The following is a 26981-nucleotide window of genomic DNA, read 5'->3' on the forward strand; positions in this document are numbered from 1 at the left end:
ATGAGCGTGGTCACGGTCGCACCCCGGTGAGGAGTGCGATGATCTCGGCGCGGGCCGCGGGCTCCGCAAGCTCCCCCCGGGCTGCGACGGTCACCGTGGTCGCGTCGGGCTGTCGTCCGCCGCGCATCGTGAGGCACTCGTGCGCGGCATCCAGCACCACGAGCACTCCCCGCGTGTCGAGGGCGCCGGCGATCGCGTCGGCGATCTGCTCGCCGAGCCGCTCCTGCACCTGCGGGCGCGCCGCCAGCACGTCGACCACCTTGGGGAGCGCGCCGAGGCCGACCACCTGCTCGCCCGGAAGGTACGCGATGTGCGCGAGACCGCGGAACGGCAGCAGGTGGTGCTCGCACACCGAGCGGAACCGGATGTCGCGGAGCATCACCGCGCCGCTCGGCAGCGTCTCGGGGGCCGGGCCGCGCGAGACCGAGATGGTCTGCGCGAGCGGTGCCGCGGCATCCTCGCCCACTCCTGCGAAGAACTCGGCGTAGGCGTCGGCTACGCGGGTGGGCGTCTGCCGCAGCCCCGGGCGATCCGGATCCTCGCCGATCGCCTCGAGAAGCTCGCGCACGAGCTCGGCCACACGCTCACGGTTCACCGCCACAGGCCGAGCCTACGCGGTCGCGGGGCGCGCCTGTCCGGTCGGGCGGCGCTTCGGTGCGGTCTCGGCGACGGTCTCCTCGGCCTCGACGGAAGCCGCGACGGGCTGCTGCTCCACACGGGCGGGCACGTCGACCGGAGGCAGCTGCGAGACGGGGCGCTGCTCGCTCGAGAGCCACTGCGGACGCGGCGGCAGCTTCTTGACGTCGCTGAAGATGTCGGCGAGCTCGAGGTGGTCGAGCGTCTCCTTCTCGAGGAGCGCGAGCGCCAGGCGGTCGAGCACGTCGCGGTTGGCGTTGATCACCTCGTACGCCTCGTTGTGCGCCTGCTCGATGAGTCCGCGCACCTGCACGTCGACGCGCTCCGCGACGCGCTCCGAGAAGTCGCGGCCGTGGCCCATGTCGCGTCCCATGAAGACCTCGCCCGACGACGAGCCGAGCTTCACCGGACCGACGTCCATCGTCATGCCGTACTCGGTGACCATCTTGCGCGCGATGCTCGTCGCCTTCTCGATGTCGTTCGACGCGCCGGTGGTGGGGTCGTGGAAGACGATCTCCTCGGCGACACGACCGCCCATGGCGTAGGCGAGCTGGTCCTGCAGCTCGTTGCGGGTGATCGAGTACTTGTCGTCGAGGGGGAGCACCATCGTGTAGCCGAGGGCCTTGCCGCGGGGCAGGATCGTCACCTTGGTGACCGGGTCGGTGTGGTTCATCGCCGCGGCGGCGAGGGCGTGACCGCCCTCGTGGTACGCGGTGATGAGCTTCTCCTTGTCCTTCATCACCCGGGTGCGGCGCTGCGGACCGGCGAGCACGCGGTCGATCGCCTCGTCGAGCGCGCGGTTGTCGATGAGCTGCGCGTTCGATCGTGCGGTGAGCAGCGCGGCCTCGTTGAGGACGTTCGCGAGGTCGGCACCGGTGAACCCGGGGGTCTTGCGGGCGACGACCTCGAGGTCGACGCCATCGGCGAGGGGCTTGCCCCGGCCGTGCACCTCGAGGATCTTCTGACGGCCCTTGAGGTCGGGGGCGTCCACGCCGATCTGACGGTCGAAGCGCCCCGGGCGCAGAAGCGCGGGGTCGAGGATGTCGGGACGGTTGGTCGCCGCGATGACGATCACGTTCGCCTTGGGGTCGAAGCCGTCCATCTCGACGAGCATCTGGTTGAGCGTCTGCTCGCGCTCGTCGTGACCGCCGCCCATGCCGGCGCCGCGGTGACGGCCGACGGCGTCGATCTCGTCGATGAAGATGATCGCCGGAGCGCTCTCCTTGGCCTGGTTGAACAGGTCGCGCACGCGGCTGGCGCCGACGCCCACGAACATCTCGACGAAGTCCGAGCCCGAGATCGAGTAGAACGGCACGCCGGCCTCACCGGCGACGGCGCGCGCGAGGAGGGTCTTGCCCGTTCCGGGAGGGCCGTACAGCAGCACGCCCTTCGGGATGCGGGCGCCGACGGCCTGGAAGCGCGTCGGGTCCTTCAGGAAGTCCTTGATCTCCTCGAGCTCTTCGATCGCCTCGTCGGAGCCGGCGACATCCTGGAACGTCACCTGCGGCATCTCCTTGGTGACGAGCTTCGCGCGCGACTTGCCGAACTGCATCACCTTGCCGCCGCCGCCCTGGGCGCTCGAAAGCAGCCACCAGAACAGCAGACCGAGGAGCAGGATCGGAAGCAGCAGCGAGATGAAGCCGTCGAACCAGGTCGCGCGCGGAACCACGTCGTTGAAGCCGTCGGACGGGTCTGCCGCGTTGATCGCGTCGACGACCTCGTCGGCACGCGCCGAGACGTAGTAGAACTGCACGTCGGTCGCACCGTCGTAGTCGCTCGACAGCTTCATGTCGACGCGCTGGTCGCCGTCGGTGTTGACCACCTCGGTGACCGTCTCTCCCGCGAGCAGCTCCAGACCCTCCTGGGTCGAGATCTGCTTGGCCCCTCCGAGGCTGGTGATGAGCGAGAAGCCCACGATGAGGAGCAGCCCGATCATCAGCACATAGAAGAGCGGATTGCGGGTGATCTTCTTGAAGTCCATGGTGCGGGCGCCGGCCCGATCCCTTCGTCGACGAGCTGCCCGAAGCGGACGGATGCCGCCACGGCAGTGGCCTTCAGGGTATCGCGGGCTTCTTGTGGGTCACCTGCGGATTCACCGAGGGCGTAATCAGCTGTAGACGTGCGGCGCGAGCACGGCGACGTCGCGCAGGTTGCGGTACTTCTCGGCGTAGTCGAGGCCGTAGCCGACCACGAAGTCGTTCGGGATGTCGAAGCCGACGTACTTGCAGTCGATGACGACCTTGGCCGCCTCGGGCTTGCGCAGCAGCGCGAACACCTCGATCGAGGCGGCACCGCGCGAGGCGAAGTTCTCGAGCAGCCAGCTGAGGGTCAGGCCCGAGTCGATGATGTCCTCGACGATGAGCACGTGCTTGCCGTGGAGGTCGGTGTCGAGGTCCTTGCGGATCTGCACGACGCCGCTCGACTTGGTGCTCGCGCCGTACGACGACACCGCCATCCAGTCCATGGGCACGAGGGTCGGGAGGGCCCGCGCGAAATCGGCCATCACCATGACCGCGCCCTTCAGCACACCCACGAGCACGAGGTCCTTGCCGTCGTAGTCGGCCGCGACCTGCGCGGCGACCTCGTCGAGTCGGGTGTGGATCTGCTCCTCGGTGACGAGGACGTCGGTCAGGTCTGAAGCGATGTCGGCCGCGCGCATGCGTACGAGTCTAGGCAGGCGAGTCTGTCAGCGCGCGGTGAATGCGAGGCGCCCGCCGATGCGCCGGGCCGAGCATCCGGGCAGGTCGATCGGGCCCTGTCCTGCCCAGTCGGTGACGAGCCGCGCGACCTCGATCGTCTGGGAGCGGGTGAGGCTCTGGTGGAACTCGCTCGCGACGACATGACGGATGATGCGGTGCCGGAGCGCCGCGGGGTTCGCTGCGAGCGCGGCGACCGACACCGAGATGCCCGCCTCGGCGTGCTCGACGATGTCTTCGATCGTCTCGTCGATCATCTCGTCGAAGGCCTCGGCGTCTTCGCGGAGCTGAGCCGCCGTGCGGGCGAGGGCCTCGGCGATGCCGGGGCCGATCTCGGCTTCGAGGACCGGCAGCACCGTCTCGCGCACGCGCACGCGCGCGAAGCGGGGATCGGTGTTGTGCGGGTCGTCCCACGGCTCGAGGCCCGCCGCGGCGCAGGCCGCCCGGGTCGTCGCGCGACGCACGTCGAGGAGGGGCCGCAGGAGTGCGATCCCGTCGAGATCGGATGCCTCGGCCATGCCCTGCAGGCTCGCGGCACCGCTCCCCCGTGCAAGACCCAGCAGCACCGTCTCGGCCTGATCGTCGAGGGTGTGCGCGGTGAGCACGGCGGTGGCTCCGGCGTCGCGCGCGGCCTGCGCGAGGGCGCGGTAGCGGGCGTCGCGGGCTGCCGCCTCCGGTCCCCCGCCGGCCGTCACCTCGGCGGCGACGACGGATGCCTCGAGCCCCAGCGCGCGCGCCGCCGCGGCAGCGGCATCCCCCACCGCATCGGATCCGGGCTGCAGTGCGTGATCGACGGTGACCGACGCCGCGCGCAGACCGAGCTTGGGAGCTTCGAAGGCGACAGCCGCCGCCAGTGCGAGCGAGTCCGCACCGCCCGACAGCGCGACGACCACGGTCGAGCCGGGCTCGAGGGCCGCGAGCGCGCGGCGCACCGCCAGGCGCACCTCGGCGACGGCGGGGGGCAGCGCGGGGCGGTGCGAGTCCATGCGCCCACGGTACCCGCGCCCCGCTCGCGGTCGATTCCCGCGTGCCCCGGTCGATGCCCGGTGCGTCCTGCGGCCGACGCCCGCGCCGCCCAGCGCACGGTGCCTGCGAGCCCGCGCATCCGGGCCGTATGCAGGATGAATGCTCGCACGGCCCCGGAACTCGGCGCCCGAGGCCGAACGATCCGGAGTTACGACCGGTGAAACGCCGCGGCTAGGCTTGTCGCGGCATCCCACAGACTTTCGAAGGAGCACCAGCATGGGCGCATACGACGCCGTCATCGAGATCCCGCGCGGCAGCCGGGTGAAGTACGAGGTCGACCACGGCACCGGCCGCGTCTTCCTCGACCGCATCCTGTACACGCCGATGGGCTACCCCACCAACTACGGCTTCTTCGAGAACACCCTCGGCGAAGACGGCGACCCGCTCGACGTGCTCGTGATCCTCGACGTCGACCTGGCCCCCGGCATCCTCGCCTCGGTCCGCCCCGTCGGCGTGCTGAAGATGAGCGACGAGGCCGGCGGCGACGACAAGGTCGTGGCTGTGCTCGCGAAGGACCCGCGCTGGGCCCACATCCAGGATGTCGGCGACATCTCGGAGTACCTCCAGAAGGAGATCACCCACTTCTTCGAGCACTACAAGGACCTGGAGCCCGGCAAGTGGGTCAAGGTCGACGACTGGGCGGATGCCGCCGAGGCCGAGCGCCTGGTCGCCGAGGCGTTCGTGCGCTTCGAGGAGCACGAGGGCGAGACCCGCACCCAGGGTGAGGGCGAAGCCCCGAACACGCTCTGACCGGAGCCTTCATACGAAGAGCGGATGCCGTCGGCATCCGCTCTTCGTGTTTCGGACCGTCTCGTGGGCCGATCCGCAGACGGGAACGGTCAGACCGAGACTCCGCGAGCGGCCATGAAGTCGATCGGGTTGACGGGGTAGCCGTTGACGTAGGTCTCGAAGTGCAGGTGGCAGCCGAACGAGTTGCCGGTGTTGCCCTCGCTGGCGATCAGGTCCCCGGGGCCGACGCGCTGGCCGTAGCGCACGAAGATCCCGCCCGGGCGGATGTGCCCGTACCCGGTGCCGAGGCCACCGCCGTGGTCGATCTTGATGTAGTTGCCGTAGCCGCCGTTGTACCCGGCGTAGACGACGATGCCGGAGTGCGCCGCGTAGATCGCCGAGCTGCAGCCGGCAGCGAGGTCGACGCCGTAGTGGAATCCGCTCGAGCAGTACGCGTTGCCGCACTGCACCGTCCGGGGTCCGTATCCCGACGACCGCCACCCCGACGAGGGGCGCGCCCATCCCGAGCCGACGACCCCGCCGCCGTTGCCACCGCCGCCTCCGCCGCCGCCGCCCGATCCGCCGCCACCGCCTGCTGCGGCCGCGGCCTGCTCGCGGGCGATGCGCTCGGCTTCGGCCTTCGCACGGGCCGCGGCTTCGGCGGCGGCCTTGCGGGCTGCCTCCTCGCGAACGCGGACGCCCTCCTTGTACTGGGCGACCGTCTTCGCGGTGGTGTCCTGCAGGGCGGCGAGCTGAGCGTCGAGCTCGGACTTGCGAGCCTCCTGCTCGTCGAGCGCCGCCTGCGCCGCGTCGGCTGCCGCCTGCGCGGCCATCATCTTGTCTTCGGCGACCTTCTGGAGGCGGTCGCGCTCGTCACGGGCGACGACGGCCTGGTCGCTCAGGCTCTGGGCAGAGTCGCGCGCGGTGATCGCGTCGGCGTAGACGGCCTGGTTGCGCTCGATGAGCTTGTCCATGGTGCCGAGACGGGCGAGGAGATCCTCGGCCGAGGCGGCGGATCCGGCGAAGAAGAGCTCGAGCGAGGTGTCGTCGCCGCCGTTGCGGTACAGCTGCGCGGCGACGCGGCCGGCCTTGTTGGCGGCATCCACGGCCTTGCCGGCCTCGTCGTCTGCCTGCTGCTGAAGCTGCTCGGCCTGCTGAGCTGCGTCGAAATACGCCTGCTGGGCGACATAGAACTCGTCTGCGGCGGTCTCGGCGGCCTCGCGTTTGGCCGCGACGTCGTCGGCGAGGGCCTGGATGAGCCCCTTGATGCGCTGGATCTCGGCGCCCTTGGCAGACTCGTTCTTCCGCGCGGCCTCGACGTCGTCCCACGAGGGGTAGTCGACGGCGAACGCCGCCGGGATGAACGGTGCACCGAGCGCTCCGATGGCGACGACCCCGAGGGCGCCGAAGCCGAGCGCCGAGCGTCGCGAGACCATACGCGGAAAAAGGCGCCGTCGTTCGCTCTCGGACGGTGCGCAGCCGCACTCATCGAGGGTGTCCTCGGTCTTCACCGGAACCTCCCCTCGCGAAGCCGAACGGTTTTCACAGTAGCAACATGAGTCACATGCGCAACCACCACGTCGGTTCGGCGCCACATCTCCGATGCGGCACGCACACCGCCAGTCTCACCCCGCGATACCGCGATGACAAGGCTGTTGCGGCCTCGATTGGCGTTCTCGCGCAGGATTGTTTATGCTTGACCGTCGGCAGGTGAGACCAGCGGGATCATCTCGGCCCCATCGTTTAGCGGCCTAGGACGCCGCCCTTTCACGGCGGTAGCACGGGTTCGAATCCCGTTGGGGTCACCACAACCGATACAACTTAACAAGCATGGCCCTGTAGCGCAGTTGGTTAGCGTGCCGCCCTGTCACGGCGGAGGTCGCGGGTTCAAGTCCCGTCAGGGTCGCTCCGAGCGACAGCCCCTTCTCATGAGGAACCCGAGAGGGTTTCCCCAATCAGCAGAGGGGCTTTCGTCTAGGATGCGGCGACTTCGGTCGAAGCATGGCTCTGTAGCTCAGTTGGTAGAGCGCACGACTGAAAATCGTGAGGTCACGGGATCGACGCCCGTCGGAGCCACAAGGACCGTCGTTACAACGGTCCCAGAAACCCTCGCCTAGCTTCTACATGGCGGGGGTTTTGCTTTGCCCTGGCGAGGCAGGTTTTCGGCTCGCACGCGACGCTCCGATCCCCGGTCGTCGAGCGGTCAGTCCGCCACGCGGCGCTCCGCCTCCGCGAGCACGTCGAGGAGCGGGCTGAGCTGCTTCAGAGCCTCGCCCGGCACCCGCATCTCGGTCTGCAGCGGCACGCTCTCCCCGAGGCCCTGGGTCCCGGCATCCGGAACAGTCGGATCGATGACGGGAACGACCACACGCCGCACGGCATCGCCTGCGCGGACCGTGATGATGCCCACGAGCGTGTCGGGCGGGATGAGCTCGTCGGCCAGCAGCACCGGCGCATCCTCGGCGAGGAGTCCCGCCGCCTCGGCAGCGGCGAACACGCGTGCCGCCAGCTCGGCGTCGACACGACTCTCGATGACGGGCCGGTCGACGCCCGCGAGCTCATCACGGGTGTGCGCCTCGGTCGCGCCGTCACCGCGGACGGCCACGCGGTACTCGTACCGCTCCCCCGGCGCGCCGCCGGTCACCTCGAACGAGACCTCGGTCTCGCCGTCGCTCTCCGACAGCGGCTCGACCTGTGCGCGCAGCCGCTCGAGCGCGGCGCCGCGCGCCCGCGGGGTGAGTTGATCGATCGAACGCATCCTCAGACTCCTCACGTCGGTGACGACGAGGTCGTCGAACGGGTTGCGCGCCCGCGGGGCGTGTCCGCAGTTGAACGCGGCGAGGCCGTCGTAGTGGCGCTGGAAGGTCTCGGTGTTGTCGTCCATGACGCTACCCGTGTTGACCGGGTTGCGCGCCGGGCAGGCGGCGTCGGTGTACTCGTCGGGATGCCCGATCATGTGGCCGAACTCGTGCGAGGCGACGTCGGCCGTGTCGGACGTGTCCCAGGTGGTCACGTTGCTGCGTGCCGGCCCCTGCTGCACCCGAACCACCTGGTGCGCGTTCGAGGTCACCCACTGCACGTCGAAGGTGATGCGCTTGCGCGTGCCGTTCTGGCCGACGCAGTCGAACCTGTTCGACCACTTGTCGATGATGCCGTTGCGCCACCGAGCGCGCAGCGTCGCCATGGTGGCTTCGGTGATGCCAGCGTCGGGGGTGAGCTGGATGCGCACCGTGACGTGCGTGTCGGCCTGGTGGAAAGCGACGGCTGATCCGTAGACGCATTCGCGCAGGTCCCACCGGCGCTCGTTGCCGATGCGGCCCGGACCCGACCAGGTCCACGGCGCGCGATCCATCCTCCAGAAGAAGTCCACGTTGCCGGCAGTGTCGATCGCGGCGACCTCGAGGTTGCCCGGGTTGCCGTAGTTGCCCTGGAACACCGTGGCGGCGACGTACTGCGCACCGCCGCCGAACCGCTGGGGTGCGCTCCACGTCATGCCCGCGTCGTTGTTGCGCCAAAGGTGCGCGAGGCCGCCCCCGGCGTGCGGCACGACGACCTCGAAGTTTCCCTTCGTGCCGTGCTTCGACTGGATGAGGCTCGGCGCTCCGCGCAGCCCTGCCGCGACGCGGTACGGCCCCGACCAGGTCCACGGCGCCCGATCCAGGCGCCAGAAGAAGTCGAGGTTGCCTGCTTCGTCGACCGCGACGACCTCGAGGTTGCCCGGGCTGCCGTAGTTGCCCTGGATGACGGATGCGCCGGCGTAGCGGGCCGAGCCGCCGAAGCGGAGCGGCGCACTCCACGTCATGCCCGCGTCGTTGTTGCGCCAGAGATGCGCGAGGCCGCCCGCAGCATGCGGCACGACGACTTCGAAGTTGCCCTTCGTACCGTGCTTCGACTGGATGAGCCCTGGGACGCCGCGCAGGCCCGAGGCGATGCGCCCCGGCGCCGACCAGGTCCACGGCGACCGGTCCATGCGCCAGAAGAAGTCCAGGTTGCCCGCCTCATCGACGGCGACGCACTCGAGGTTGCCCGGGCTGCCGTAGTTGCCCTGGATGATCGCGGAGCCTTGATACCGCGGATGCGCGGCCACCCGGGTGGGCCCGCTCCACCCGGAGCGGTCGTTGTCGCGCCAGGCGTGGAACAGCCCGCCGCCGTGCGACATCGGGGGGACGAGTTCGAAGTTGCCCTTCGCCCCGTGCTGCGACTGGATCATGAATCCGCCCATGATGAACATCTCCTCAGGTCAGCGGTGGCCTGCCCGGAGAGAGGGACGATGCGCGACGGATGATACCCGGGGCGGGTCGTCGGGCGAGAGCGGCCGCGCGATCGCCCGGCGACTAGAGCGATTCGGCGATCTGCTTGATCGCGGCGAGCCGGCGGTCCCACTGCACGCCGATCGCGTCGAGCCGACGCGCGGTCGCCTCGAGCTGCGCGCCGACCACGCGGAAGCGCACCTCGCGGCCCACGCGGACCGGCTCGACGAGCCCGACCTCCTGCAGCACCGCGAGATGCTTCGCGATCGCCTGGCGGGTGACCGGGAGACGCCCGGCGAGGGCGGACGCCGAGGCATCCCCCTCGCCGAGCGCCTCGAGGATGCTCCAGCGGGTGTCGTCGCCGAGGGCGGCGAACACGGCGGTGAGAGCTTCCGGCATCAGGCCTCCTGCTCGACGAGCGCGACGAGCTTGTCGAGCTCGTCGTTCCAGCCGCCGCGGTGAGCCTCGAGGTTGCGTGCGGGGTCGCTCGTGGCCTCGAAGCCGGTCTCGACGACGGTGAGCTCGGTGCCCTCGTCGGTCTCGACCAGGGTGAAGGTGAAGACGGTGGAGCGCTCGTCGTCGACGACGCCGGGGAGGACCCCGCTCGCGTCGTCGTTGCTCCACCGGTACGACACCCGCACCTCGGGCTCGAACTCCTCGACGCGGATCGGCACGGCGCCGTACCCCTCGAAGGTCATCGTGCCGTGGGCTCCGACGCCGGCGCCGCTCAGCTTCGTCGCGCCGAACCAGCGCGACATGTGGGCGGGATCGGTGACGGCGCTCCACACCTTCTCGAGCGGTGCGGCGATGCGGATGGTGCGCCTGACGGTGAAGGCGTCCAGGTCGACGGATGCCTCGTTCGCGGTCATGCTCATGATCATGCTCCTTCCGGGAACTGACTGCAACACAAGAGTTGCACTAGTCCTCCGGTTAAGCAACCCTCGGGTTGCACATGGAGCGGGGAGTCTCACTCCACGAGCACGATCTCGGCGTCGGGGAGCGTGATCGTGAGCGGCTCGGTGGTGGTCACGTCTGCGGGTGTCGCGAACGCCGACGTGTGCGGCGCGAGATCGTCGGTGCACGCCCCGCTCGGTGGCGACTCGAGCGCCACCTCCACGCGGTTGCCCGACGACGCATCCTCGACGACCGTCATGCTCGCCGCGATCGGCGGGCACGCGCTGCTGCCCCAGAGCACGATCGCGATGGCGCCGCCGTCGTCGAGGTAGAAGGCCTGGGGCTCGCCTGTCACCTCGGTGACGTCGGGCACTCCTTCGGGGAGGCCCGCATACGTCTCGGTCGGCGACTGCCCGCCCGAGCATCCGGTCAGTCCCGCGAGCGCGAGCGCGACCGCGCCTGCCGCCACACCGAATCGAACCCATCCGCTTCGAGCCATGTCGCCCCCTCGCCGAGTACCCGCCCCCGGCCGCGAATCTAGCGCAGCGAGCGGCTCGCGAACAGGGGCCCGAGCGCCCGAGGAGTTCAGCACCGGAAGAGCTCATCGCCCACGGGGAACGGCAGCCGGTACGTGTCGAGCGGCGCCCCGACGACCGACGCGGCGCCGAAGTCGTCCGAGACGACCGTCACGCCCCGCGGGTTCGCCTCGGCGATGCGCACCGGACGCTCGGCACCGCCGGGAAGACGCAGCATCCACTTCTCGGCGAGGTAGCCGATGCCGAGATCGTCGAGCAGTTCCTCGGCGGCGAGCCAGTCGATCGCCGAGTCCGTGACCTCGCGGCCGAGCAGGTCGTGCACGCGGAAGCCGTCGGCATCGGGCACCATCCACCCGAGCACTTCGCCGTCGCCACGGCGGTGTTCGATCCAGTTCTCCGGAACCATCCGGCGACGTTAGCACCGCGGCGGGTATCAGACGACAGGGATCCACGCTCCCTCCCCTCGAGCCGGCCGGAGACACGAAGCCTCAGGGTTTCGTAAATGTGACCGTCTCGGCTTTCCCTCCGTCCTCCAGAGGGATACATTGAGAGAGTTCCGATTCGCCACGAGCGAAGGGGATCCTGCGCTTGGGCGCGGGATGCGCCGTCGTGATGAGGAACCGACCGTGCGGATGGTGACCGCGGTCGAACTGGGGATCGATAATTGGGGACCTTCGCATGTGGGGTGCGTACTGCGCTGCGGCGCCTGTTGAGCGGTGCTCGCTGTGACCGCGTTCGCGGATCCGACGCCGCTGTCCGCGCCGATCGCCGCGCCGCAGCTGGCCGACGTGCTGCCGCGCACGCTGATCAAGCCGCGCGTCTCAGATGCGATCGAGCAGCGCAACGCCTGGCAGCGGCGCTACCGCCACCGTGTCGCGATCAGCGACACCGCGGTCATCCTCGCCTCTGCCGGTCTCGCCGCGTGGGTGCAGATCGACTTCGTCGCCGAGGTCTCGCTGGCCGAGGCGCCGTGGCAGTACGGTCGCGTCTTCATTCTGACGGTCTCGATCTGGCTCATCATGATGGCCGCATTCCAGACCCGCTCGAGGCAGCTCATCGGCTCGGGCGCGAAGGAGTACCGCCGCGTCGTCCACGCGACGGGCATGGCCTTCGGCGCCCTGGCGATCGGCTTCGTCGTGCTGCAGTCGCAGGGCATGCGCACGCAGCTGCTCATCGCGCTCCCGCTCGGGACCGCACTGCTGGTGATCGGGCGGTGGCACGCCCGCCGCTGGCTGGTGCGGCAGCGGATGGTCGGCGAGTCCATCTCACGGGCACTCGTCGTCGGCCGTCGCGAGGACGTCGAGTACGTGGTGCAGTCCGTGCACGGCAAGGGCATGCTGGGCTATCACGTCGTCGGCGTCAGCCTCGACGACGACGACGTGTCGTCGCTCACCATCGGCGGCGATGTGTTCCGCGCCATCGGCAAGCCGGGTCAGGCGCACGTCACCGCCGCCCGACTCTCCGCCGACGCCGTCATCATCGCCAGCACGCCCGAGGGCGACCGCGACTACCTGAAGCGCATGAGCTGGCAGCTCGAGGGCACCGCCGCCGAGCTCGTCATCTCGAGCCCCATCGCCGACGTCGCCGGCCCTCGCATGTCGCTGAACCCCATCGAGGGGCTCCCCCTGGTGCACGTCGAGATCCCGACGTTCGAAGGCGGGCGCTACCTCCTCAAGCGCGCCATGGACGTCGTGCTCGCCTCGCTCGCGCTCGTCGTCATCGCCCTGATGACGCCGGTCATCGCCCTCGCGATCCGCATGGAGGGCCCGGGCAGCGTCTTCTTCCACCAGGAGCGCGTCGGCCGCGACGGGCACGTGTTCCGGATGCTGAAGTTCCGCTCGATGCGGACGGATGCCGAGCGCACGAAGCACCACATCGCGCACCAGAACGAGCTCGACGGCCCGATGTTCAAGATGAGGGAAGACCCCCGCGTCACCCGCGTCGGAGCGATCCTGCGCAAGTACTCGATCGATGAGCTGCCGCAGTTCTGGAACGTGCTGATCGGAGACATGAGCATCGTGGGCCCCCGCCCGCCGCTGCCCACCGAGGTGACGAGCTACGACGGCACGGTCTACCGCCGCCTGTACATCAAGCCCGGCATCACGGGCCTCTGGCAGATCAGCGGCCGCAGCGACCTCGACTGGGAGGAGACGGTGCGCCTCGATCTGCGCTACGTCGAGAACTGGTCGGTCATCGGCGACCTCACGATCCTGTGGCGCACCGTCGGCACCGTACTGAAGGCCGACGGAGCCTACTGATTCCTTCGGGGTCTCATGCCCGGCGTGAGACCCCGAAGAGGGGCTCGAGAACCGACTGGAACGCCTCGACACGCATGCTCCAGTCCGGCACGTCGGCGACGACGACGGATGCCGGGTCCCGGCGCACGGCGTCGGCGACGGCATCCGGGAACCCGTCGCGCGGCACCGCGGTCACCAGCCCGTCTACGGCGTCGCGGAATCCGGCCACGCGCGTGGCGACGACGGGCCTGCCGACCGCCTGGTACTCGTAGAGCTTGATCGGGTCGAGGCTGTCGGTGAACGCGTCGACCACGTGCGGCACGATGAGCGCGGTGGCGTGCTGGAGGTAGCTCGGCACGGCCCGCGACGGGCGCGGCCCGAGGAGGTCGACGGACGGATGCTCCGCCAGCCGTCGCGCGTTGCCGGCGGCGAGAGCAGAGGGCCCGACGAGCGCGACGCGGGCGCCGAGAGGCGCGAGGGCGTCTGCGGTGGCGACCACGAGGTCGACGTCTAGCCGGTCCTCGTGGAGCGTCCCCATGTAGACGACGCTGCGCTCCGCGAGGTCTGCGGGGCGTGCGGCCGGGAGGCGATAGCGGGCGACATCGACGCCATTGGGGATCAGCACGACCTCTCGCTCCGCACTGCGGGTGGCGCGCAGCCCCTCGGAGCACACGACCACCGCCGCGCACTGCGCCATCAGCACCCGCTCGTTCGCCGCGATGCGCGCGAGCTCGCGATCGGGTCGCTGCGCTGCGAGCCAGTCGTCGGTCATGTCGTACAGACTCGGCAGGCCGGTGGCCTGCACGAGCCCGGCCCAGCTCGGATCGTTCACCCAGAGCACCGCGTCGGCGAAGCCGAGCCGGCGCATGGCCCGGCGCACCGTGCGGCGCAGGAGCGCGTCGGCGGCGGGCCCGGCGACGCGCGGGAGGAGCTTGTCGGGCTGGAGGAGGTGCAGCCGGCCCTCGTACCCCTCGGCGGTCCGCAGACCACGCCCTCGGCGCACCCGGCGCGAGGTCACCGCGGAGTGGAGCAGGTCGTTCGACGGCTCGACGAACAGCACCTGAAGGCCCGGGTCGGCGCGGAGCATCCCGTCCACCACGTACTGGTTGCGGCGCCAGACGTCGTCCCACGGCTCGAGCGACAACACCACGAGGCGCGTCATCGGGCCTCCAGCACGCGCTCGTAGACGGCGCGCGTCTCGGCGACCTGCCGGTCGACGGTGAACACGTCGCGCTGCAGGCGGCGCAGCCGCGTGCCGACGTCGGCGCGCAGCGCGGGGTCGGCGAAGAGCCGGTCGAGCACCTGCGCGGCGGCGGAAGGGGAACGCGGCTCGAACAGCAGCTCGGGAGCGGCGGCCCCCACCGTCTCGAGGTGCCCGCCGCCCGCAGAGGCGACGACGGGCGCACCGTGGGCCATGGCCTCGAGCACGAAGATGCCGAGCCCCTCGCGCGGCGTGGGCGCGATCACCACCCCCGCCGCGTCGAGCAGGGCGGGAATGTCGTCACGGTGGCCGAGGAACTCGACAGATCCCGCCACCCCGCGCTCGCGCGCGAGCGCCTCGAGTGCGGCGCGCTCCGACCCGTCGCCGGCGATGCGCAGCGTCCATCCGGCAGCGGGTCCGCGCGATGCCGCCCACGCCTCGACGATGTCGGATGTGCACTTCTCGGACTCGAGGCGCTGCGCGGCGAAGACGTAGGGCTCTCGCGAGGCGGTCGACTCCGGGGCATCGGGAACGCCCGTGTAGACGACGTCGACGGGTGCCTCGACGTACTGGGCGACGTAGCGCGAGATCGCGATCTGGGCGGCGAGAGCCGGTTCGAGGCGCTTCAGCATCGTGCGCACGACGGGTCGCCCGCCGCGCGGCCCCGCGAAGTGACGCGTGCTCACCTGCAGCGCCCGCCGCCTCCCGGGGCGGCGGGCGAGCCAGCCGACGAGGTCGCCCTGCGTCATGTGGGTGTGGACGACGTCGGGCGACTCGACCGACCGCAGCGACGCGAGCGCGCCGCGCATGCTGTCGCCCGGGAGCCATCGAGCGCCTGAGCCGGCGAGTGCCTGCGGCATCCGATCGGCGGCGCCGCCGATGACGATCACGTCGTCGCCGCCGCGGGCCAGACCGCTCGCGACGTTGACCAGGTAGCGCTCCACGCCGGCGAAACCGGTCGAGCACACCACGTGCACCACCCGCATGCTGTGCCCCCTCCGGCTCCCCGAGTGAAGTCTATGAGCTTCGGCCCGCGTCCGAGTCGGCTCCCCGATCCGGAAGCATCACTAGCATTGCTGTGTGCGCGTGGCGATGTCGTCGTTTCGATTCAACTATGAGGGCGGTATCGAGCGCGCGTCGTACGAGCTCGCACTGCGCATGAGCGACCGGATCGACCTCACGCTCGTCGCGACCCATGTCGACCCCCGACCCGGGCCACCGCTGCAGTGGCTCGCCGTGAAAGCGCGGAGCAGCCCGGGATTCATCGTGCCCGTGACCTATTCCGCTGCGGCGACGCGCGCCCTGCGCGGCGAGAGCTTCGACATCGTGCACAACCAGGGCGGCTGCGCCACCCGGCAGCAGGACGTCATCACCGCGCACAGCTGCCACCGCGCCTGGTGGGAGATGAAGTTCCGCAACGGCGAGGCGCTGCGCGCGATCGCGAACCCGTTCCACCACGCGGTGCTGCAGGTGGAGCAGCGCAACTACCGCCCCGACCGGTTCCATCGTGCGACCGCGGTATCGCCGACGGTGGCTCGGGAGCTGACCGAGTTCTACGGCGTCGACCCCGAACGCATCACCGTCATCCCGAACGCGGTGGACGTGACGAGGTTCCACCCCACCGACGCCGCGGCCCGGCGCGCGCGCATCCGTTCGCTGCACGGATTCCGCGACGACGACGTCGTGCTGCTCTTCGTGGGCAAGGAGTTCCGGCGCAAAGGCCTGCGCTTCATCGTCGACGCGCTCGCAGGCCTGCCGCCCGCCGTCAAGCTGCTGGTGGTCGGCGGTGATGACGCCGAGCCGTTCCGCGCCCAGGCCGCCCGCCTCGGGGTCGGCGATCGCGTCGTGTTCGCCGGTCATTCTCCGGCGGTCGAGGACTACTTCCAGGCGGGCGACATCTTCGTATTCCCCACCGCGTATGAACCGTTCGGGCTCGTGCTGCTCGAGGCCGCGGCATCCGGCCTGCCGCTCGTGACGACGAATCTGGGCGTCGCGGAGGAGTTCATCGTCGAAGGCGAGAACGGCGCGATCATCGAGCGCGACGGCGCGTCGATCGCGCGCGTCGTGCGCCCCCTGGCAGACGATCGCGACCTGCGGCGCCGCATGGGCGAGCGCGCTAAGCAGGATGCCGCCGGCTACACTTCGTGGGAGTCGGTGGCCGACCAGACGATCGCCCTGTACGAGCGCGTCGTCGAGGAGAAGCGAGCGGGGCACCTGCTCCACTGAGCACGGCCGAAACGTCAGCTGATGCGGCGCAGATACGCGATCGGGCCCTCTCGGAAGATCGCGAATCGGCGCCGCGCCTCGGCGCCGCGATCGCCGGGGAGCAGGATGCCGCGCATCCCGGCGCCCAGCAGGACAGCAATCCGGAACGCCTGCCACCCGGCCGCTCCGAAGTGCTTGCGCTGGTATTCCTCGTTGCTGGCGAAGAACAGCGCCTCGCGCCGCGTGCCGTCGCCGCCGGTGCCCGCGCCGATGTGGGTGGCGTCGACGCGTGCGATCGCGATGGTCCACCCGGCGTCCACGGCGCGCTTCTGCCAGTCGACCTCTTCTGCGTAGAGGAAGAACCGCTCGTCGAACCGCCCGATCGCCGCGATCGCCTCAGACCGCAGCAGGAGCATCGACCCGATCGCGAAGTCCTTGCGCCGATCGAAGCGTCCGAGCCCGAGCGCGTCGATCCACGCCCGCAGCGGACTCGGGAACGGCCAGGCCTCGCGCACCGCCGCACCGGTGGCGGGATCGGTCTGCGTCGCCCCCACTGCTGCGACCGAGCGACGGGCGTGGAGCACGCGATGCATGCTGCTCACGGCATCCCCGCTGATGCGCGCGTCGGGGTTGAGCAGCAGCACGTCGTCGGAGTCGAGTCCGCGCTCTCGGAGCGAGTCGAGCGCAACGTTGACGCCCGCACCGAAACCGAGGTTTCGACCCGGGTCGAGGTAGTGGGCGCCGCGGCGCTCGGCCATCGCGCGGGTCTCCCCCGATGACGAGTTGTCGACGATCGTGACGGCGAAACCCGGGCCGAGGGTCTCGAGGGCGCCGTCGAGCAGCTCGGGGTCGCCGTAGGCCACCGCGACGACGTGAGGAGTGCGAACGGCTCCCGACGAACGGCTCGGCGCGACCTCGCGATAGAGCGCGAGCTGCTCCTCGGCCACGTGCTCCCAGGTGAAGTCCTGCGCGTGTTCGAGTCCGCGTGCGCGAAGCGCAGCCCGGCGCGCAGGCTCGAGCGCCTCGTCGAGGCCGGCGCGGAGCGCCTCCGGGTCGCTCGGCGCGACGAGGATGCCGGCATCCGCCACGACATCCGGAATCGCGCCCGATCTGCTCGCCACGACGGGGACGCCCGAGGCCATCGCCTCGACGGCCACACGGCAGAACTGCTCGAGCCAGCCCGGCCACGGGATCGACGGCACCGCGATCGCATCGAGCCGGCGGTAGCGCTCGGCGAGCGCGTCGCCCTGCGCGAAGCCCAGGAACGCGACGCGGTCGGCGATGCCGAGCTCGACCGAGAGCAGCTCGAGCTCGTCGCGCTGCGGCCCGTCGCCGGTGATCTCGAGCCGCCAGTCGGGGCGCTCCGCCGCCGCGTGCAAGAGGACGTCGACTCCTTTGTACGGCTCCAGCCGCCCGACGTATCCGATGACCGGCCGGGGCGAGGCATCCGTCTTCGCCGCCGGCGCGAACACGCTGGTGTCGACGCCCAGCGGGATCAGCCGCGCAGGACCGGCGAGTCCTTTGCGCACGAGGATCTCGCCCGCCTCGCGGTTGCAGACGTACGCCGCCGCCGCGCCTCGCAGCGCGTGGCGCTCGAACCAGCGGAACGGGATCGAATAGCGCTTGTCGATGTTCTGCGCCGAGTACAGCACGTACGGTGTGCGGTCACGCCGCAGCGCCCGGAGGAGGAGCAGCTGAGCCGTCGCCAGCGAGAACGGTTCCTCGTGCAGGTCGATGACATCGGGCCGCTCAGCGAGGGCCCGGACGAACGGCCTCGGGTCGTAGACGAACGCGTTCGGATGCGTGCCGACCGTCGCCGCACCGGTCACGAACCCGTCGCCGTCGGCCTCGAGGGCGACGTCGCGGCCGCCCTCGTTCCAGCGCTTCGCCGAGATGAGCCGCACGTCGGCGCCGAGCGCACGCAGCCGCCGCTCGCGCTCACGCCACGCCGACACGACGCCGTGATGCGCGACCCGCAGAACCCTCATGCGCGACCTCCCCGCGGGTCAGCCTACCGAGCGGGGTCGCCGGGATCAGTCGCGGATGCCGCGTGCCCTGCGCGCGAGCCCGTCGAACAGGCCGGCCGGGGCGAACCGCAGGGCCCACCAGATCTCGGATGCGGCCACCGCGGGGGCGCGCTCCCGCACCGCCGTCTTGGCTGCGCGCAGCGCCGACCACCATGCGAAGCGGTCGTTGCGTCGAAGGCTCTCGCGGAAGGCCTGCTCCAGTTCGGCGCCGAGCGGCGCAGACTGCTCGCGATGCCGACGGAGGATGCGGTCGATGGAAGCCGCGAGCTCACGGTGTCGCCCGGTGGTATTGCTCCCGTGGGAGCGGTAGTCGACGAGCCCATCCGGAGCGAAGACGAACCGGCCCTGTGCCGAGAGGCGGAGGATCAGGTCGAGGTCCTCCGCCTGACGCAGCGACGCATCGAATCCGCCGACGGCTTCGAAGGCATCTCGTCGCACGATGATGTTCCCGGCGAAGATTCCGGTGCGTCGGGCCACGATGTCGGCGCGAGAGCATCGGTCATCCTGATCGCCGGCGGCGAGGACGCTCTCCCCCGCCTCGTCGACGGTCTGGATGCGGCAGTACGAGACGATGGCATCCGGTGCCTCGATGAACGCCGCCACCCCCGCAGCGAGCCTGTCGCGGTGCCACCGATCGTCGTCGTCGAGGAAGGCGACGAGCGTCCCCGTCGCCTCCGCGACGCCCGCGTCGCGGGCCGCTGCGACGCCGCCGGCGGGTCGGTGGATGACGCGCGCGCCGTGCCGCTCGGCGACCGCCGCGACAGCATCCGGATCGGGTGCTCCGTCATCGACGACGACCACCTCGTGGCGGGAATACGTCTGCGCAGCCACCGAAGCGAGGGCTTCATCGATGAACACCGATGCCCGGTTGGTCGCGACGACGACGCTCACCAATGGTGTCTCCTCGCGCATGCTGCGAGGGTATCCGCCCATCATCCGGCGACGGGGCGTGCTCGATAGGCCGCTTCGACCTTCACCGGCCCCCGCGCGAAGAGCGCCCCGCGTGCACGTGCCGCCGCACGTCGCTCCCCTCGGAGGAACACCGATCGCGGAAGCGAGCCGACGACGACCGACCACCTGGCGAGCTGCCATCCGACCACGCCGTGATGCTTGCGCAGGTACCGCTCCATGCCCGCCTGCAGGAACACCTCACGGCGAACGGGATCGGAACTGGTCCCCGCGCCGACGTGCAGCGCGGCGGCATCCTGCGCGACGACGTTGCGCCAGCCGGCTCGATGCGCGCGATACTCCCAGTCGGCCTCCTCGGCGTAGAGGAAGAAGTCGTCGTCGAACAGCCCGACCTCGGCGAGCGCATCCGCACGGATCATGAGGACCGAGCCGATGACATAGGTCGGTCCGGTCGGAACGAGGCGACCGAGCTTGACCGCGTCGGCGACGAAGTGCGCCGGACGCGGATACGGCCACTCCACCTGTGCGGGGTGACCGTCGGGGTCGGCCTGACGCGGACCGACGGTCGCGATGCGAGGTCCGGCGTGCAGCGCCCGCTGCATTCGCGCTATGGTCTCGGGTTCGACGACGGCGTCCGGGTTGAGCAGGAGGACGTCCGAGCCCGGCGTTCTGCGTCGCGCGAGTGCGTGGTTGACTCCCCCGCCAAACCCCAGGTTGTCACCCGGATCCCAGTACGTCGCACCGGCCTCGTCGGCGATGGCTGCGATGTCGGGTGACGACGAGTTGTCGACGATCGTGACGGCGAAGTCCCCGAGCGGACCGAGCGCCTCGCGCAGCAGAGCCGGCGCGCCGTACGCGACGATGACGACCTCGGGGCGGCTGCGCTGGACTCCCGCGGCGTCAGCCCAGACCGGTGCAGCTCCCCCCATGGTCGCCAGCATACCCAGAGCCGATACCGACGCTATGGCGATCAGTCGCCGAGACGTACGATGAGCGCGTGGCATCTGGGGAGCCGCCGCAGACACCGGCGCGCATCGCGTCGCTTGACGGCATGCGCGCGCTCGCGCTCCTCGCAGTCTTCGCGTTCCACACGTGGGAGTTCGCGGGGCACCCCGACATCCCCATCGTCTCGGAGGTCGTGTCGCAGAACATCCGGCCGGACTTCTTCGTCGTGCTCACAGGGTTCTTCCTCTACCTGCCGTTCGCCCGCGATGCTGCACGCCACGCGACATTCCACGCTCCGTCGTATCTCGCGCGACGACTGCGGCGCATCGTGCTGCCGTACTGGGCGGCGCTCGTCTACGCCGTGCTGCTCCCCGAGGTGCTGGTCGTCGTGACCCGTCTGGCCGGGCAGGATGCGTCGTGGCAGCTCGTGCCGACGTTCTGGGACCTCTTCACCCACTTCACCTTCACTCACCTCTTCTTCGAGGAGTACTGGTCGGGCGTGAACGGGAGCCTGTGGACGATGTCGCTCGAGATGCAGCTCTATCTGCTGTTCCCGCTGGTGATGATCGTCGCCGCGCGGTGGCGCCTGCCCGGACTGTTCGCCCTGATCGGATTGTCTACGGCGTTCCGGATCGCCGTCGCGGCGTTCGTGCCCGAGAACACCCAGTTCATGTGGTCGGCATCCGGTGCCGGGCGGCTGATGGAGTTCGTCGCCGGGATGCTCGCCGCGGTGCTGGTCTTCGCGATACCTCGCTTCGCGATGCGGCACACTTATCTCGCGCTGCTCGCAATGGGTGTGATCGGCGGGTACGCCATCGCCACCCTCCCCGCGCTCCAGCACACCGTGCTGCCTCTGCGTGAACTCGGACTTTCGGTCATGTTCGCAGGCTTCGTCGTGCTCGTACTCACGTTCCCACCGCTCGATCGTGCACTCGCGTTGAGGCCGCTCGGCTTCGTGGGGTATCGCGCCTACAGCATCTTCCTCATCCACCAGCCGACGATGTGGTACTTCTCAGAGTTCCTGAGGAAGGATGCGGGAGTTCCTCAGGGTATCGGCATGCTCGCGATCCTCTGGACGGTCGGATTCGCGCTCACCGTGCTCGTCGGCGGTCTCCTGTTCGTGACCGTGGAGCGGCCGTGCATCCTGTGGTCCCGCCGCGCCGGGACCGCCCGAGAGCGAGTGCTGCCCACCACCTGACCCTCGTCACGCAGCCGATCAGAGAAGGTGGCGCTCGGCGACGTAGGCGGCGATCGCCATCGACGAGGTCGCCGCGGGCGACGGGGCGTTGCGCAGCAGCGTGACCGCGCCGACCTGGTCGACGGCGAAGTCGTCGAGGAGTTCGCCGGAGCGCCCCCACGCCTGCGCACGGACGCCGGCTCCGTGCTTGTGCGCCATGTCCGCCATCGTGAGCTCCGGGAGGAAGCGGCGCGCCCTGCGGGCATACAGCGGCTTGAGCAGCGAGCCCGCCACCTCGTCGACGCCCATCCGCCAGTGCTGTCGGGCAAGCGGCAGAGCGCCGGGCCAGCGGAGTGACTCCCACGTGTCCTTCGCCGAGAACCTCGACCAGCCGTAGCCCTCACGCGCGAGTGCGGGCACCGCGTTGGGCCCGATGTGCACCGCGTCGTACACGCCGCGGGTGAAGTGGACGCCGAGGAACGGAAATCGCGGATCGGGCACCGGATAGATCATTCCTCGGACCAGCCGAGCACTCTGAGGAGTCATCTCCCAGTACTCACCACGAAACGGCAGGATCTTCGGCGCGGCATCCGCACCGACGAACCGGGCGACCACGTCCGACTGCAGCCCCGCACACACAACCACGCGGTCGAACACGTCCTCGGAGGCAGAGGTGATGACGCGCACGCGACCGTTCTCGGCGATCATCTGCGTGACCTCATGCCCGAGCAGGATACGCCCACCCGCCGCGCGCACATCGTGCGCCATCGCCTCGGTGATCGCAACGTAGTCGACCGCCGCTGTCCGCGGCGAGTGGATGCCGGCGATCCCCGCCACGTGCGGTTCGATCTCGTGAAGTCGCGATGCCCCGATGAGGCGCGACACACCGGGGACCCCGTTTGCGATCGCTCGCCGCTCGATCTCGGCGAGCGCCTCGAGCTCCGTCTCGTCGACCGCGACGACCAGCTTTCCGAGTTCTCGGTAGGGAAGGCCCTTGTCGTGGCAGAACTCACGGATCGACTCTCGTCCGGCAGCGCACAGCGTCGCCTTCAAAGTGCCCGGCTTGTAATAGAGCCCTGCGTGCACGACACCGGAGTTGTGGCCGGTCTGGTGGCGGGCGAGTCGCGATTCCTTCTCGATCACTGTCACGACGCGTCCACCGGCGCTGAGGTGACGCGCTATCGCGACGCCGACGATGCCGCCTCCGACGATTCCGATGCGGTCCGTCATCCCGAGCCCTTCGCGTCCGCGGCGTGCCACGCTGCGTGCCCCAGCATAGGGGAGTGCCGTCGGCCCGATCCGATCGTCCATGATGGACTCAGCGGGGTCTTCCGCAGGGAGTGAGGGACGCGTGGCCTCCGATCGACAACCGGCCGTGAGCGTGATCATTCCCGCGTACAATGCGGCCGAGTTCCTCGGTGCGCAACTCACCGCACTCGATCGGCAGGACGACGCTCCCCACTTCGAGATCCTCGTCTGCGACAACGGATCGACGGACGACACGGCGGCGATCGTCCGGGCGTTCCAGGAGCAGAACCCCCGCCTTCGCCTCATCGATGCGTCGCGCCGTCGGGGCGCGTCCGCCGCCCGTAACATCGGGGCGGAGCACGCCACAGCGCCGCTCCTCCTTTTCTGCGACGCGGACGACGTGGTCGACAACGGCTGGGTCGGAGCGCTTCGCCGCGCACTCGACGACTGCGCATTCGTCGCCGGCGGGGTCGAGCACAGGATGCTCAATCCTGGCCGCGAGTGGGACTTCGGGTGGGACCGGCCGACGTTCCACGATCCCGCACTGCCGCAGTTCCCCGCATGCGGATCGGGCAACATGGGGATCCGGGCCGAGGTGTTCGCAGCGGTGTCGGGCTTCGACGAGTCGCTTGACGCCGGCGAGGACATCGACTTCGCCTGGCGGGTTCAGCTCGCGGGGAGTGCGCTGGCCGACGTACCGTCGGCGATCCTCCATTACCGGAAGCGCGGCGGGATCGCCGCAGCAGTCCGGCAGGGCCGCGCCAAGGGAGCCGGCACACGCGTGCTCGCGCACCGCTTCGCGCTTCTGCGCGCCGCCTACGCAGATGCGGCGCAGGCGCAGCGACCGCCCATGGTCGAGCAGGCCGCGCCGACGAAGCATCGCGCCGGTGCCGGGAAACTCGACCGGTTGCGCAGGCTCCCCCGCAAGGTGAGCGAGATCGCCCGGAACCCGGCTGCGATCACCCCCTACATCGCCGCCATCGCCTTCCGATGGGGGTTTCAGACCGCATCGCTGGCCGACATCGCGCAGATACCTGTGCCCGACCCGCTCCCACCCGCACCGCGGTAGAACAAGGGGCCGCGTCTCCGCGTTACGATCACCGGGTGGAAGCCGACACCTCACTCGACACGGCAGCCACGCCGGTCGTGAGCGTCATCATTCCGGCGTTCAACGCCTCAGCGACCATCGCCCGGCAGTTGGAGGCGCTGTCCCGCCAGAAGGTCGCCGCCGTCTGGGAGGTCATCGTCTGTGACAACGGATCCACCGACGACACCGCGCGGGTCGCGCGCGCGTGGGAGAACCGCCTGCCGCTGCGAGTGATCGATGCTTCCGCGCGTCGCGGTCCCGCCGCGGCGCGCAACGCCGGGGCGGCCGCTGCTCGCTCCCCGCTGCTCGTCTTCTGCGACGCCGACGACGCGGTCGCCGAGGAGTGGCTGGCCGAACTCCTCCCCGTCCTCGCCCGGAACCACGTCGTCGTGACCAGCGCCCGAGTTGCGTCGACCTTCTCGACTCGCGCGCGACCCCTGTACGACATCGTCACGACGCTGCGCATGCCTTTTCTGCCCGAACTCCCATTCGGCAGCAGCTCCCGTCTCGCGGTGAGCGCCGAGGCATTCCACGCCGTCGGCGGTTTCGACGAGTCCCTGCGCACCGGCGAAGACGTCGATCTCTCCTGGCGGCTGCAGCTCACCGGCTATCCGCTCTCCGAGTGCACCCGAGCGCTCATCGACCACCATCAGCGCAACGGATTCGCTGCGACGGTGCGACAGTTTGCGGGGTATCAGGCGGGCAGGCAGCGCATCCAGCACCGCTACGCCCAGGTCATCGCCGAATTCACGAAGGCACGTGGGGGCCCGCCTGGGGCGGACGCGGACTGGGAGTCTGGCGTCGTTAGTTCATCCGAACCTGCTCCGACGACGCATCCGTCGTCACGACTCGGCCGTATCGCGTCGTACGCCCGAGATGCGACGGAACGGCGGGAGTACATCCGCCGAGCCCTTCGATCGGCACGCCTGCGCACCGCGCGGTCGCTCGGGCTTGCCCTCGGTCGACTCTCGACGCGAGTCGATGAGTCGCAGCCTCAGATTCCCGGCGCGCTCGCGCGCGACTACCTCGACCGAGAGCGCCCCTTCGACGCCCGCTCGGTCTAGCTCCAGACCCACTCTTCCCAACGGTCGTACCGTCCGCGAAGGAGCGCATCGAACACCCGCGGCGAATCCGCGCGTGTCACGAAGGTGCGGGCGACCGTGTCGACTGCGCGCGTCTGCTCCGCCTGCGCGTAGATCACGTCGTACCCGAGTCCGCGCGCTGCCTCGTGAGCGTGACGTGGCCAGTTGCCCGACTGGCCGAAGGGGATGGCGAACGCGGTCGTGCTGATTCCGGTCCGCTTCTCGATGAGTTCCCGAGCTTCGGCGATCTCGCGCACCGCCCGATCGCGATCGATGCGGGAGAAATCCGGATGCGTCGCCGAGTGGTTGCCGATCTCGGCTCCGAGCCCAGCCAGTGCAGTCACCTCGTCCCAGCCGAGTGCGCTCCCCCCGAGTCCGTCCTCAGCCCAGCCCGAGACGACGAACACGGAGAACGGGATGTCGTACTCAGCCAGCACCGGTGCAGCCGTGGTGAGGACGCTGCGAAGTCCGTCGTCGAACGTGATGCTGAGGTCGCGGTCACCGCCGCCGGTGCGCGCCAGGTGGTCAGCGGGGACGAAGCGGTAACCCGCGTCGAGCGCCGCCTCGATGTGCATGCGGAACCTCTGCGGGGCGATGTCGTTGACTCCCCACGACGGCTGACCGACGGAGTGGTAGCACAGCACGCGTCCGCCCGAGCGCTCGGCATCCGTGCCGAACATGGCCAGCGCGTGGCGGTCGAAGCCGAGGCGGGCGGCACCGGCACGACTCCGGACCCCCGCGCCCGCGGCCGCCAGCCGCTCGCGAATCCTGAGCCCGAAGCGGATCTGCACCGTGGCACTCTATCGCTCCCCACCGCAAGACCATCCGCGATCGACCCCCTACGATGGACCTGTTCGTCGCGGCTCGACGAACGACGGGGACGATCGGCCGACGTCCGGAGACCCGTGCGTCTCGTCAGCGGAGGGACCGCCACACGATGAGGAAAGCGACCCCTGTCGCGCTCGCGGACACGCCCCGCGTGAGCGTGGTCATCCCGTGCTACAACTACGGGCACTTCCTGCCGACTGCCGTCGAGAGCGTCGTCACGCAGGAGGGCGTCGATGTCGACGTGCTGATCATCGACGACTGCTCCACCGACGACAGCCTGCAGGTCGCCGAACGACTCGCCGAGCGTCACCCGTCGGTGCGGGTCCACCGGAACGAGAAGAACCTCGGCCTGATTGGCACCGCGAACACCGGACTGGCCGGGGTCACCGGCACGTACGCGCTCCTGATCTCGGCCGACGACGCCCTCGCCCCGGGTGCACTCGCCCGTGCGGCGGCCCTGATGGACGCGAATCCCGACGTCGGGCTCACCTACGGACCGGTCACCTACTCCACCGGTGACGAACTGCCTCAGGATGTGCCCGACCCCGCATCCCACTGGGTCATCTGGGACGGCACGGACTGGGCCGCGCGCCTGTTCGAGAACGGGGAGAACCAGATCTACTCCCCCGAAGCGATCGTGCGGACGTCGACGATGCGGGAAGTCGGCGACTACGACCCGACCGTGCCGTACACGTCCGATCTGCAGATGTGGCTGCGGTTCGCCGCGCAGGGCAACGTCGGCTTCATCGCGGGGACGGTGCAGGCGTACTACCGCGTCCACGGCGGGAACATGTCGCTGACCCAGGGGGGCATGACGGGGGACCGGAGGGAACTCAGCGAACTCCGCCACCGCATGGACGCGTTCGAATCAGCGGCGCCGAGCTTCGCCCACGGCGACGACTACCTCTCGCACGCACGCCGCGCTGTGGCGAGGTACGCACTCCTCCTGGCGCGCATCGAACGCGATGCAGATCCGGCGTCTGACTACATCGATGAGCTCGTGACTTTCGCGACCACACTCGATCCCTCCTCCCGCCGCCGTGCGGCATGGGCCGCATCGCGGACGCGCAGGGTTCTCGCGAGCGCCCTCACTCGCACCGGGGTGCGCCGCCTGGTGATCCTGCCCAAGATCCGGGCGACGAGCAGGCGCCGGGCGAGCAACGACGACACCGGGGTGCATTGAGCTCGTGGGCAACCCGGTCGTTCGTCGCCATCGCAGGCACCCTCGACTGCTAGCTTGTTGTTCGAACTCTGATGCTGCCAGGTGG

24 protein-coding genes and 3 tRNA genes are annotated in these 26981 nt (G+C 70.0%); 10 read left to right on the forward strand and 17 right to left on the reverse strand.

The annotated features are described in order from the left end of the window. Positions 1–10: 10 nt before the first annotated feature. From folE to tilS, 4 genes are all read right to left on the reverse strand, one after another. Complete coding sequence (folE, locus tag JOD63_RS12725) at positions 11–601, reverse strand: GTP cyclohydrolase I (RefSeq protein ID WP_045275035.1); 591 nt, start codon at positions 599–601, stop codon at positions 11–13. Between the two features lie 9 nt (positions 602–610). Then, the gene (gene ftsH, locus JOD63_RS12730; protein ID WP_045275034.1) at positions 611–2617 is read right to left on the reverse strand and encodes an ATP-dependent zinc metalloprotease FtsH; all 2007 of its coding nucleotides are present in this window, start codon (positions 2615–2617) and stop codon (positions 611–613) included. Between the two features lie 126 nt (positions 2618–2743). Continuing rightward, the gene (gene hpt / locus JOD63_RS12735) at positions 2744–3295 is read right to left on the reverse strand and encodes a hypoxanthine phosphoribosyltransferase (RefSeq protein WP_045275033.1); all 552 of its coding nucleotides are present in this window, start codon (positions 3293–3295) and stop codon (positions 2744–2746) included. Positions 3296–3322: 27 nt separating this feature from the next. Further along, on the reverse strand, positions 3323–4318 hold the full coding sequence (tilS, locus tag JOD63_RS12740) for a tRNA lysidine(34) synthetase TilS (protein WP_045275032.1): 996 nt from the start codon (positions 4316–4318) through the stop codon (positions 3323–3325). A 256-nt stretch (positions 4319–4574) separates the two neighbouring features. Here tilS and ppa point away from each other — a divergent pair, with 256 nt between their 5' ends. Next, complete coding sequence (ppa, locus tag JOD63_RS12745) at positions 4575–5108, forward strand: inorganic diphosphatase (protein WP_045275031.1); 534 nt, start codon at positions 4575–4577, stop codon at positions 5106–5108. 89 nt (positions 5109–5197) lie between these two features. Here ppa and JOD63_RS12750 read toward each other — a convergent pair whose 3' ends face one another. Next, positions 5198–6598, reverse strand: coding sequence for a peptidoglycan DD-metalloendopeptidase family protein (locus tag JOD63_RS12750; RefSeq protein WP_045275030.1), 1401 nt, complete (start codon positions 6596–6598; stop codon positions 5198–5200). 221 nt (positions 6599–6819) lie between these two features. Between JOD63_RS12750 and JOD63_RS12755 the strand changes: the two genes are divergently transcribed. From JOD63_RS12755 to JOD63_RS12765, 3 genes are all read left to right on the forward strand, one after another. Next, positions 6820–6895, forward strand: a tRNA-Glu gene (locus JOD63_RS12755). Positions 6896–6919: 24 nt separating this feature from the next. Beyond that, a tRNA-Asp gene (locus tag JOD63_RS12760) sits at positions 6920–6993 on the forward strand. Between the two features lie 97 nt (positions 6994–7090). Beyond that, positions 7091–7163 (forward strand) — tRNA-Phe (locus tag JOD63_RS12765). Positions 7164–7290: 127 nt separating this feature from the next. On the opposite strand, the gene JOD63_RS12770 is transcribed toward JOD63_RS12765, so the two are convergent. From JOD63_RS12770 to JOD63_RS12790, 5 genes are all read right to left on the reverse strand, one after another. After that, entirely contained in the window at positions 7291–9309 is a 2019-nt protein-coding gene (locus JOD63_RS12770; RefSeq protein WP_157003958.1) for a hypothetical protein, read from the reverse strand. A 112-nt stretch (positions 9310–9421) separates the two neighbouring features. Next, positions 9422–9736, reverse strand: coding sequence for an ArsR/SmtB family transcription factor (locus tag JOD63_RS12775; protein WP_045275029.1), 315 nt, complete (start codon positions 9734–9736; stop codon positions 9422–9424). Further along, positions 9736–10212, reverse strand: coding sequence for an SRPBCC domain-containing protein (locus tag JOD63_RS12780; RefSeq protein WP_045275063.1), 477 nt, complete (start codon positions 10210–10212; stop codon positions 9736–9738). Before JOD63_RS12780 ends, JOD63_RS12775 begins: the two co-directional genes overlap by 1 nt. Positions 10213–10304: 92 nt before the next feature. After that, positions 10305–10730: a hypothetical protein gene (locus JOD63_RS12785; RefSeq protein WP_045275028.1), complete on the reverse strand. Its 426-nt coding sequence runs from the start codon at positions 10728–10730 to the stop codon at positions 10305–10307. A gap of 86 nt (positions 10731–10816) precedes the next feature. Then, entirely contained in the window at positions 10817–11173 is a 357-nt protein-coding gene (locus tag JOD63_RS12790) for a hypothetical protein (protein ID WP_045275027.1), read from the reverse strand. Between the two features lie 319 nt (positions 11174–11492). On the opposite strand from JOD63_RS12790, the gene JOD63_RS12795 reads away from it, so the two are divergent. Further along, positions 11493–13025: a sugar transferase gene (locus JOD63_RS12795; protein ID WP_045275062.1), complete on the forward strand. Its 1533-nt coding sequence runs from the start codon at positions 11493–11495 to the stop codon at positions 13023–13025. 13 nt (positions 13026–13038) lie between these two features. Here JOD63_RS12795 and JOD63_RS12800 read toward each other — a convergent pair whose 3' ends face one another. After that, a complete protein-coding gene (locus tag JOD63_RS12800; RefSeq protein ID WP_045275026.1) occupies positions 13039–14166 on the reverse strand; it encodes a glycosyltransferase in 1128 nt (375 codons plus the stop codon). Then, positions 14163–15191, reverse strand: coding sequence for a glycosyltransferase family 4 protein (locus tag JOD63_RS12805; RefSeq protein WP_052682454.1), 1029 nt, complete (start codon positions 15189–15191; stop codon positions 14163–14165). Before JOD63_RS12805 ends, JOD63_RS12800 begins: the two co-directional genes overlap by 4 nt. Positions 15192–15285: 94 nt before the next feature. Between JOD63_RS12805 and JOD63_RS12810 the strand changes: the two genes are divergently transcribed. Further along, complete coding sequence (locus tag JOD63_RS12810) at positions 15286–16431, forward strand: glycosyltransferase family 4 protein (RefSeq protein WP_052682453.1); 1146 nt, start codon at positions 15286–15288, stop codon at positions 16429–16431. Positions 16432–16445: 14 nt separating this feature from the next. Here the strand turns inward: JOD63_RS12810 and JOD63_RS12815 are convergent, their stop codons facing one another. The 3 genes from JOD63_RS12815 to JOD63_RS12825 are packed head-to-tail and all read right to left on the reverse strand — an operon-like array spanning position 16446 to position 20275. Beyond that, a complete protein-coding gene (locus JOD63_RS12815) occupies positions 16446–18398 on the reverse strand; it encodes a glycosyltransferase (protein ID WP_045275025.1) in 1953 nt (650 codons plus the stop codon). A 45-nt stretch (positions 18399–18443) separates the two neighbouring features. After that, positions 18444–19349 (reverse strand): glycosyltransferase family 2 protein, encoded by a 906-nt coding sequence (locus JOD63_RS12820; protein WP_169748393.1) that lies wholly within the window; start codon positions 19347–19349, stop codon positions 18444–18446. Positions 19350–19369: 20 nt separating this feature from the next. Further along, on the reverse strand, positions 19370–20275 hold the full coding sequence (locus JOD63_RS12825) for a glycosyltransferase (RefSeq protein WP_169748392.1): 906 nt from the start codon (positions 20273–20275) through the stop codon (positions 19370–19372). A gap of 68 nt (positions 20276–20343) precedes the next feature. Here JOD63_RS12825 and JOD63_RS12830 point away from each other — a divergent pair, with 68 nt between their 5' ends. Further along, positions 20344–21489, forward strand: coding sequence for an acyltransferase family protein (locus JOD63_RS12830; RefSeq protein WP_045275024.1), 1146 nt, complete (start codon positions 20344–20346; stop codon positions 21487–21489). An 18-nt stretch (positions 21490–21507) separates the two neighbouring features. Here the strand turns inward: JOD63_RS12830 and lhgO are convergent, their stop codons facing one another. Continuing rightward, positions 21508–22698 carry an L-2-hydroxyglutarate oxidase gene (gene lhgO / locus JOD63_RS12835; protein ID WP_045275023.1) on the reverse strand — a complete coding sequence of 397 codons (1191 nt, stop codon included), beginning with the start codon at positions 22696–22698 and terminating at the stop codon, positions 21508–21510. A gap of 145 nt (positions 22699–22843) precedes the next feature. Here lhgO and JOD63_RS12840 point away from each other — a divergent pair, with 145 nt between their 5' ends. Both JOD63_RS12840 and JOD63_RS12845 read left to right on the forward strand, forming a co-directional pair. Continuing rightward, a complete protein-coding gene (locus JOD63_RS12840; RefSeq protein ID WP_052682450.1) occupies positions 22844–23785 on the forward strand; it encodes a glycosyltransferase in 942 nt (313 codons plus the stop codon). A gap of 35 nt (positions 23786–23820) precedes the next feature. After that, positions 23821–24867: a glycosyltransferase gene (locus tag JOD63_RS12845; protein WP_052682449.1), complete on the forward strand. Its 1047-nt coding sequence runs from the start codon at positions 23821–23823 to the stop codon at positions 24865–24867. Here the strand turns inward: JOD63_RS12845 and JOD63_RS12850 are convergent. Beyond that, positions 24864–25676: a polysaccharide deacetylase family protein gene (locus JOD63_RS12850; protein WP_211088113.1), complete on the reverse strand. Its 813-nt coding sequence runs from the start codon at positions 25674–25676 to the stop codon at positions 24864–24866. The two genes, JOD63_RS12845 and JOD63_RS12850, sit on opposite strands and share 4 nt — an antisense overlap. Positions 25677–25864: 188 nt before the next feature. Here JOD63_RS12850 and JOD63_RS12855 point away from each other — a divergent pair, with 188 nt between their 5' ends. Further along, the gene (locus JOD63_RS12855; RefSeq protein ID WP_052682448.1) at positions 25865–26896 is read left to right on the forward strand and encodes a glycosyltransferase family 2 protein; all 1032 of its coding nucleotides are present in this window, start codon (positions 25865–25867) and stop codon (positions 26894–26896) included. The last annotated feature ends 85 nt before the right edge of the window (positions 26897–26981 follow it).

This window comes from Microbacterium terrae, from assembly GCF_017831975.1.
GTDB classification, from domain to species: domain Bacteria; phylum Actinomycetota; class Actinomycetes; order Actinomycetales; family Microbacteriaceae; genus Microbacterium; species Microbacterium terrae.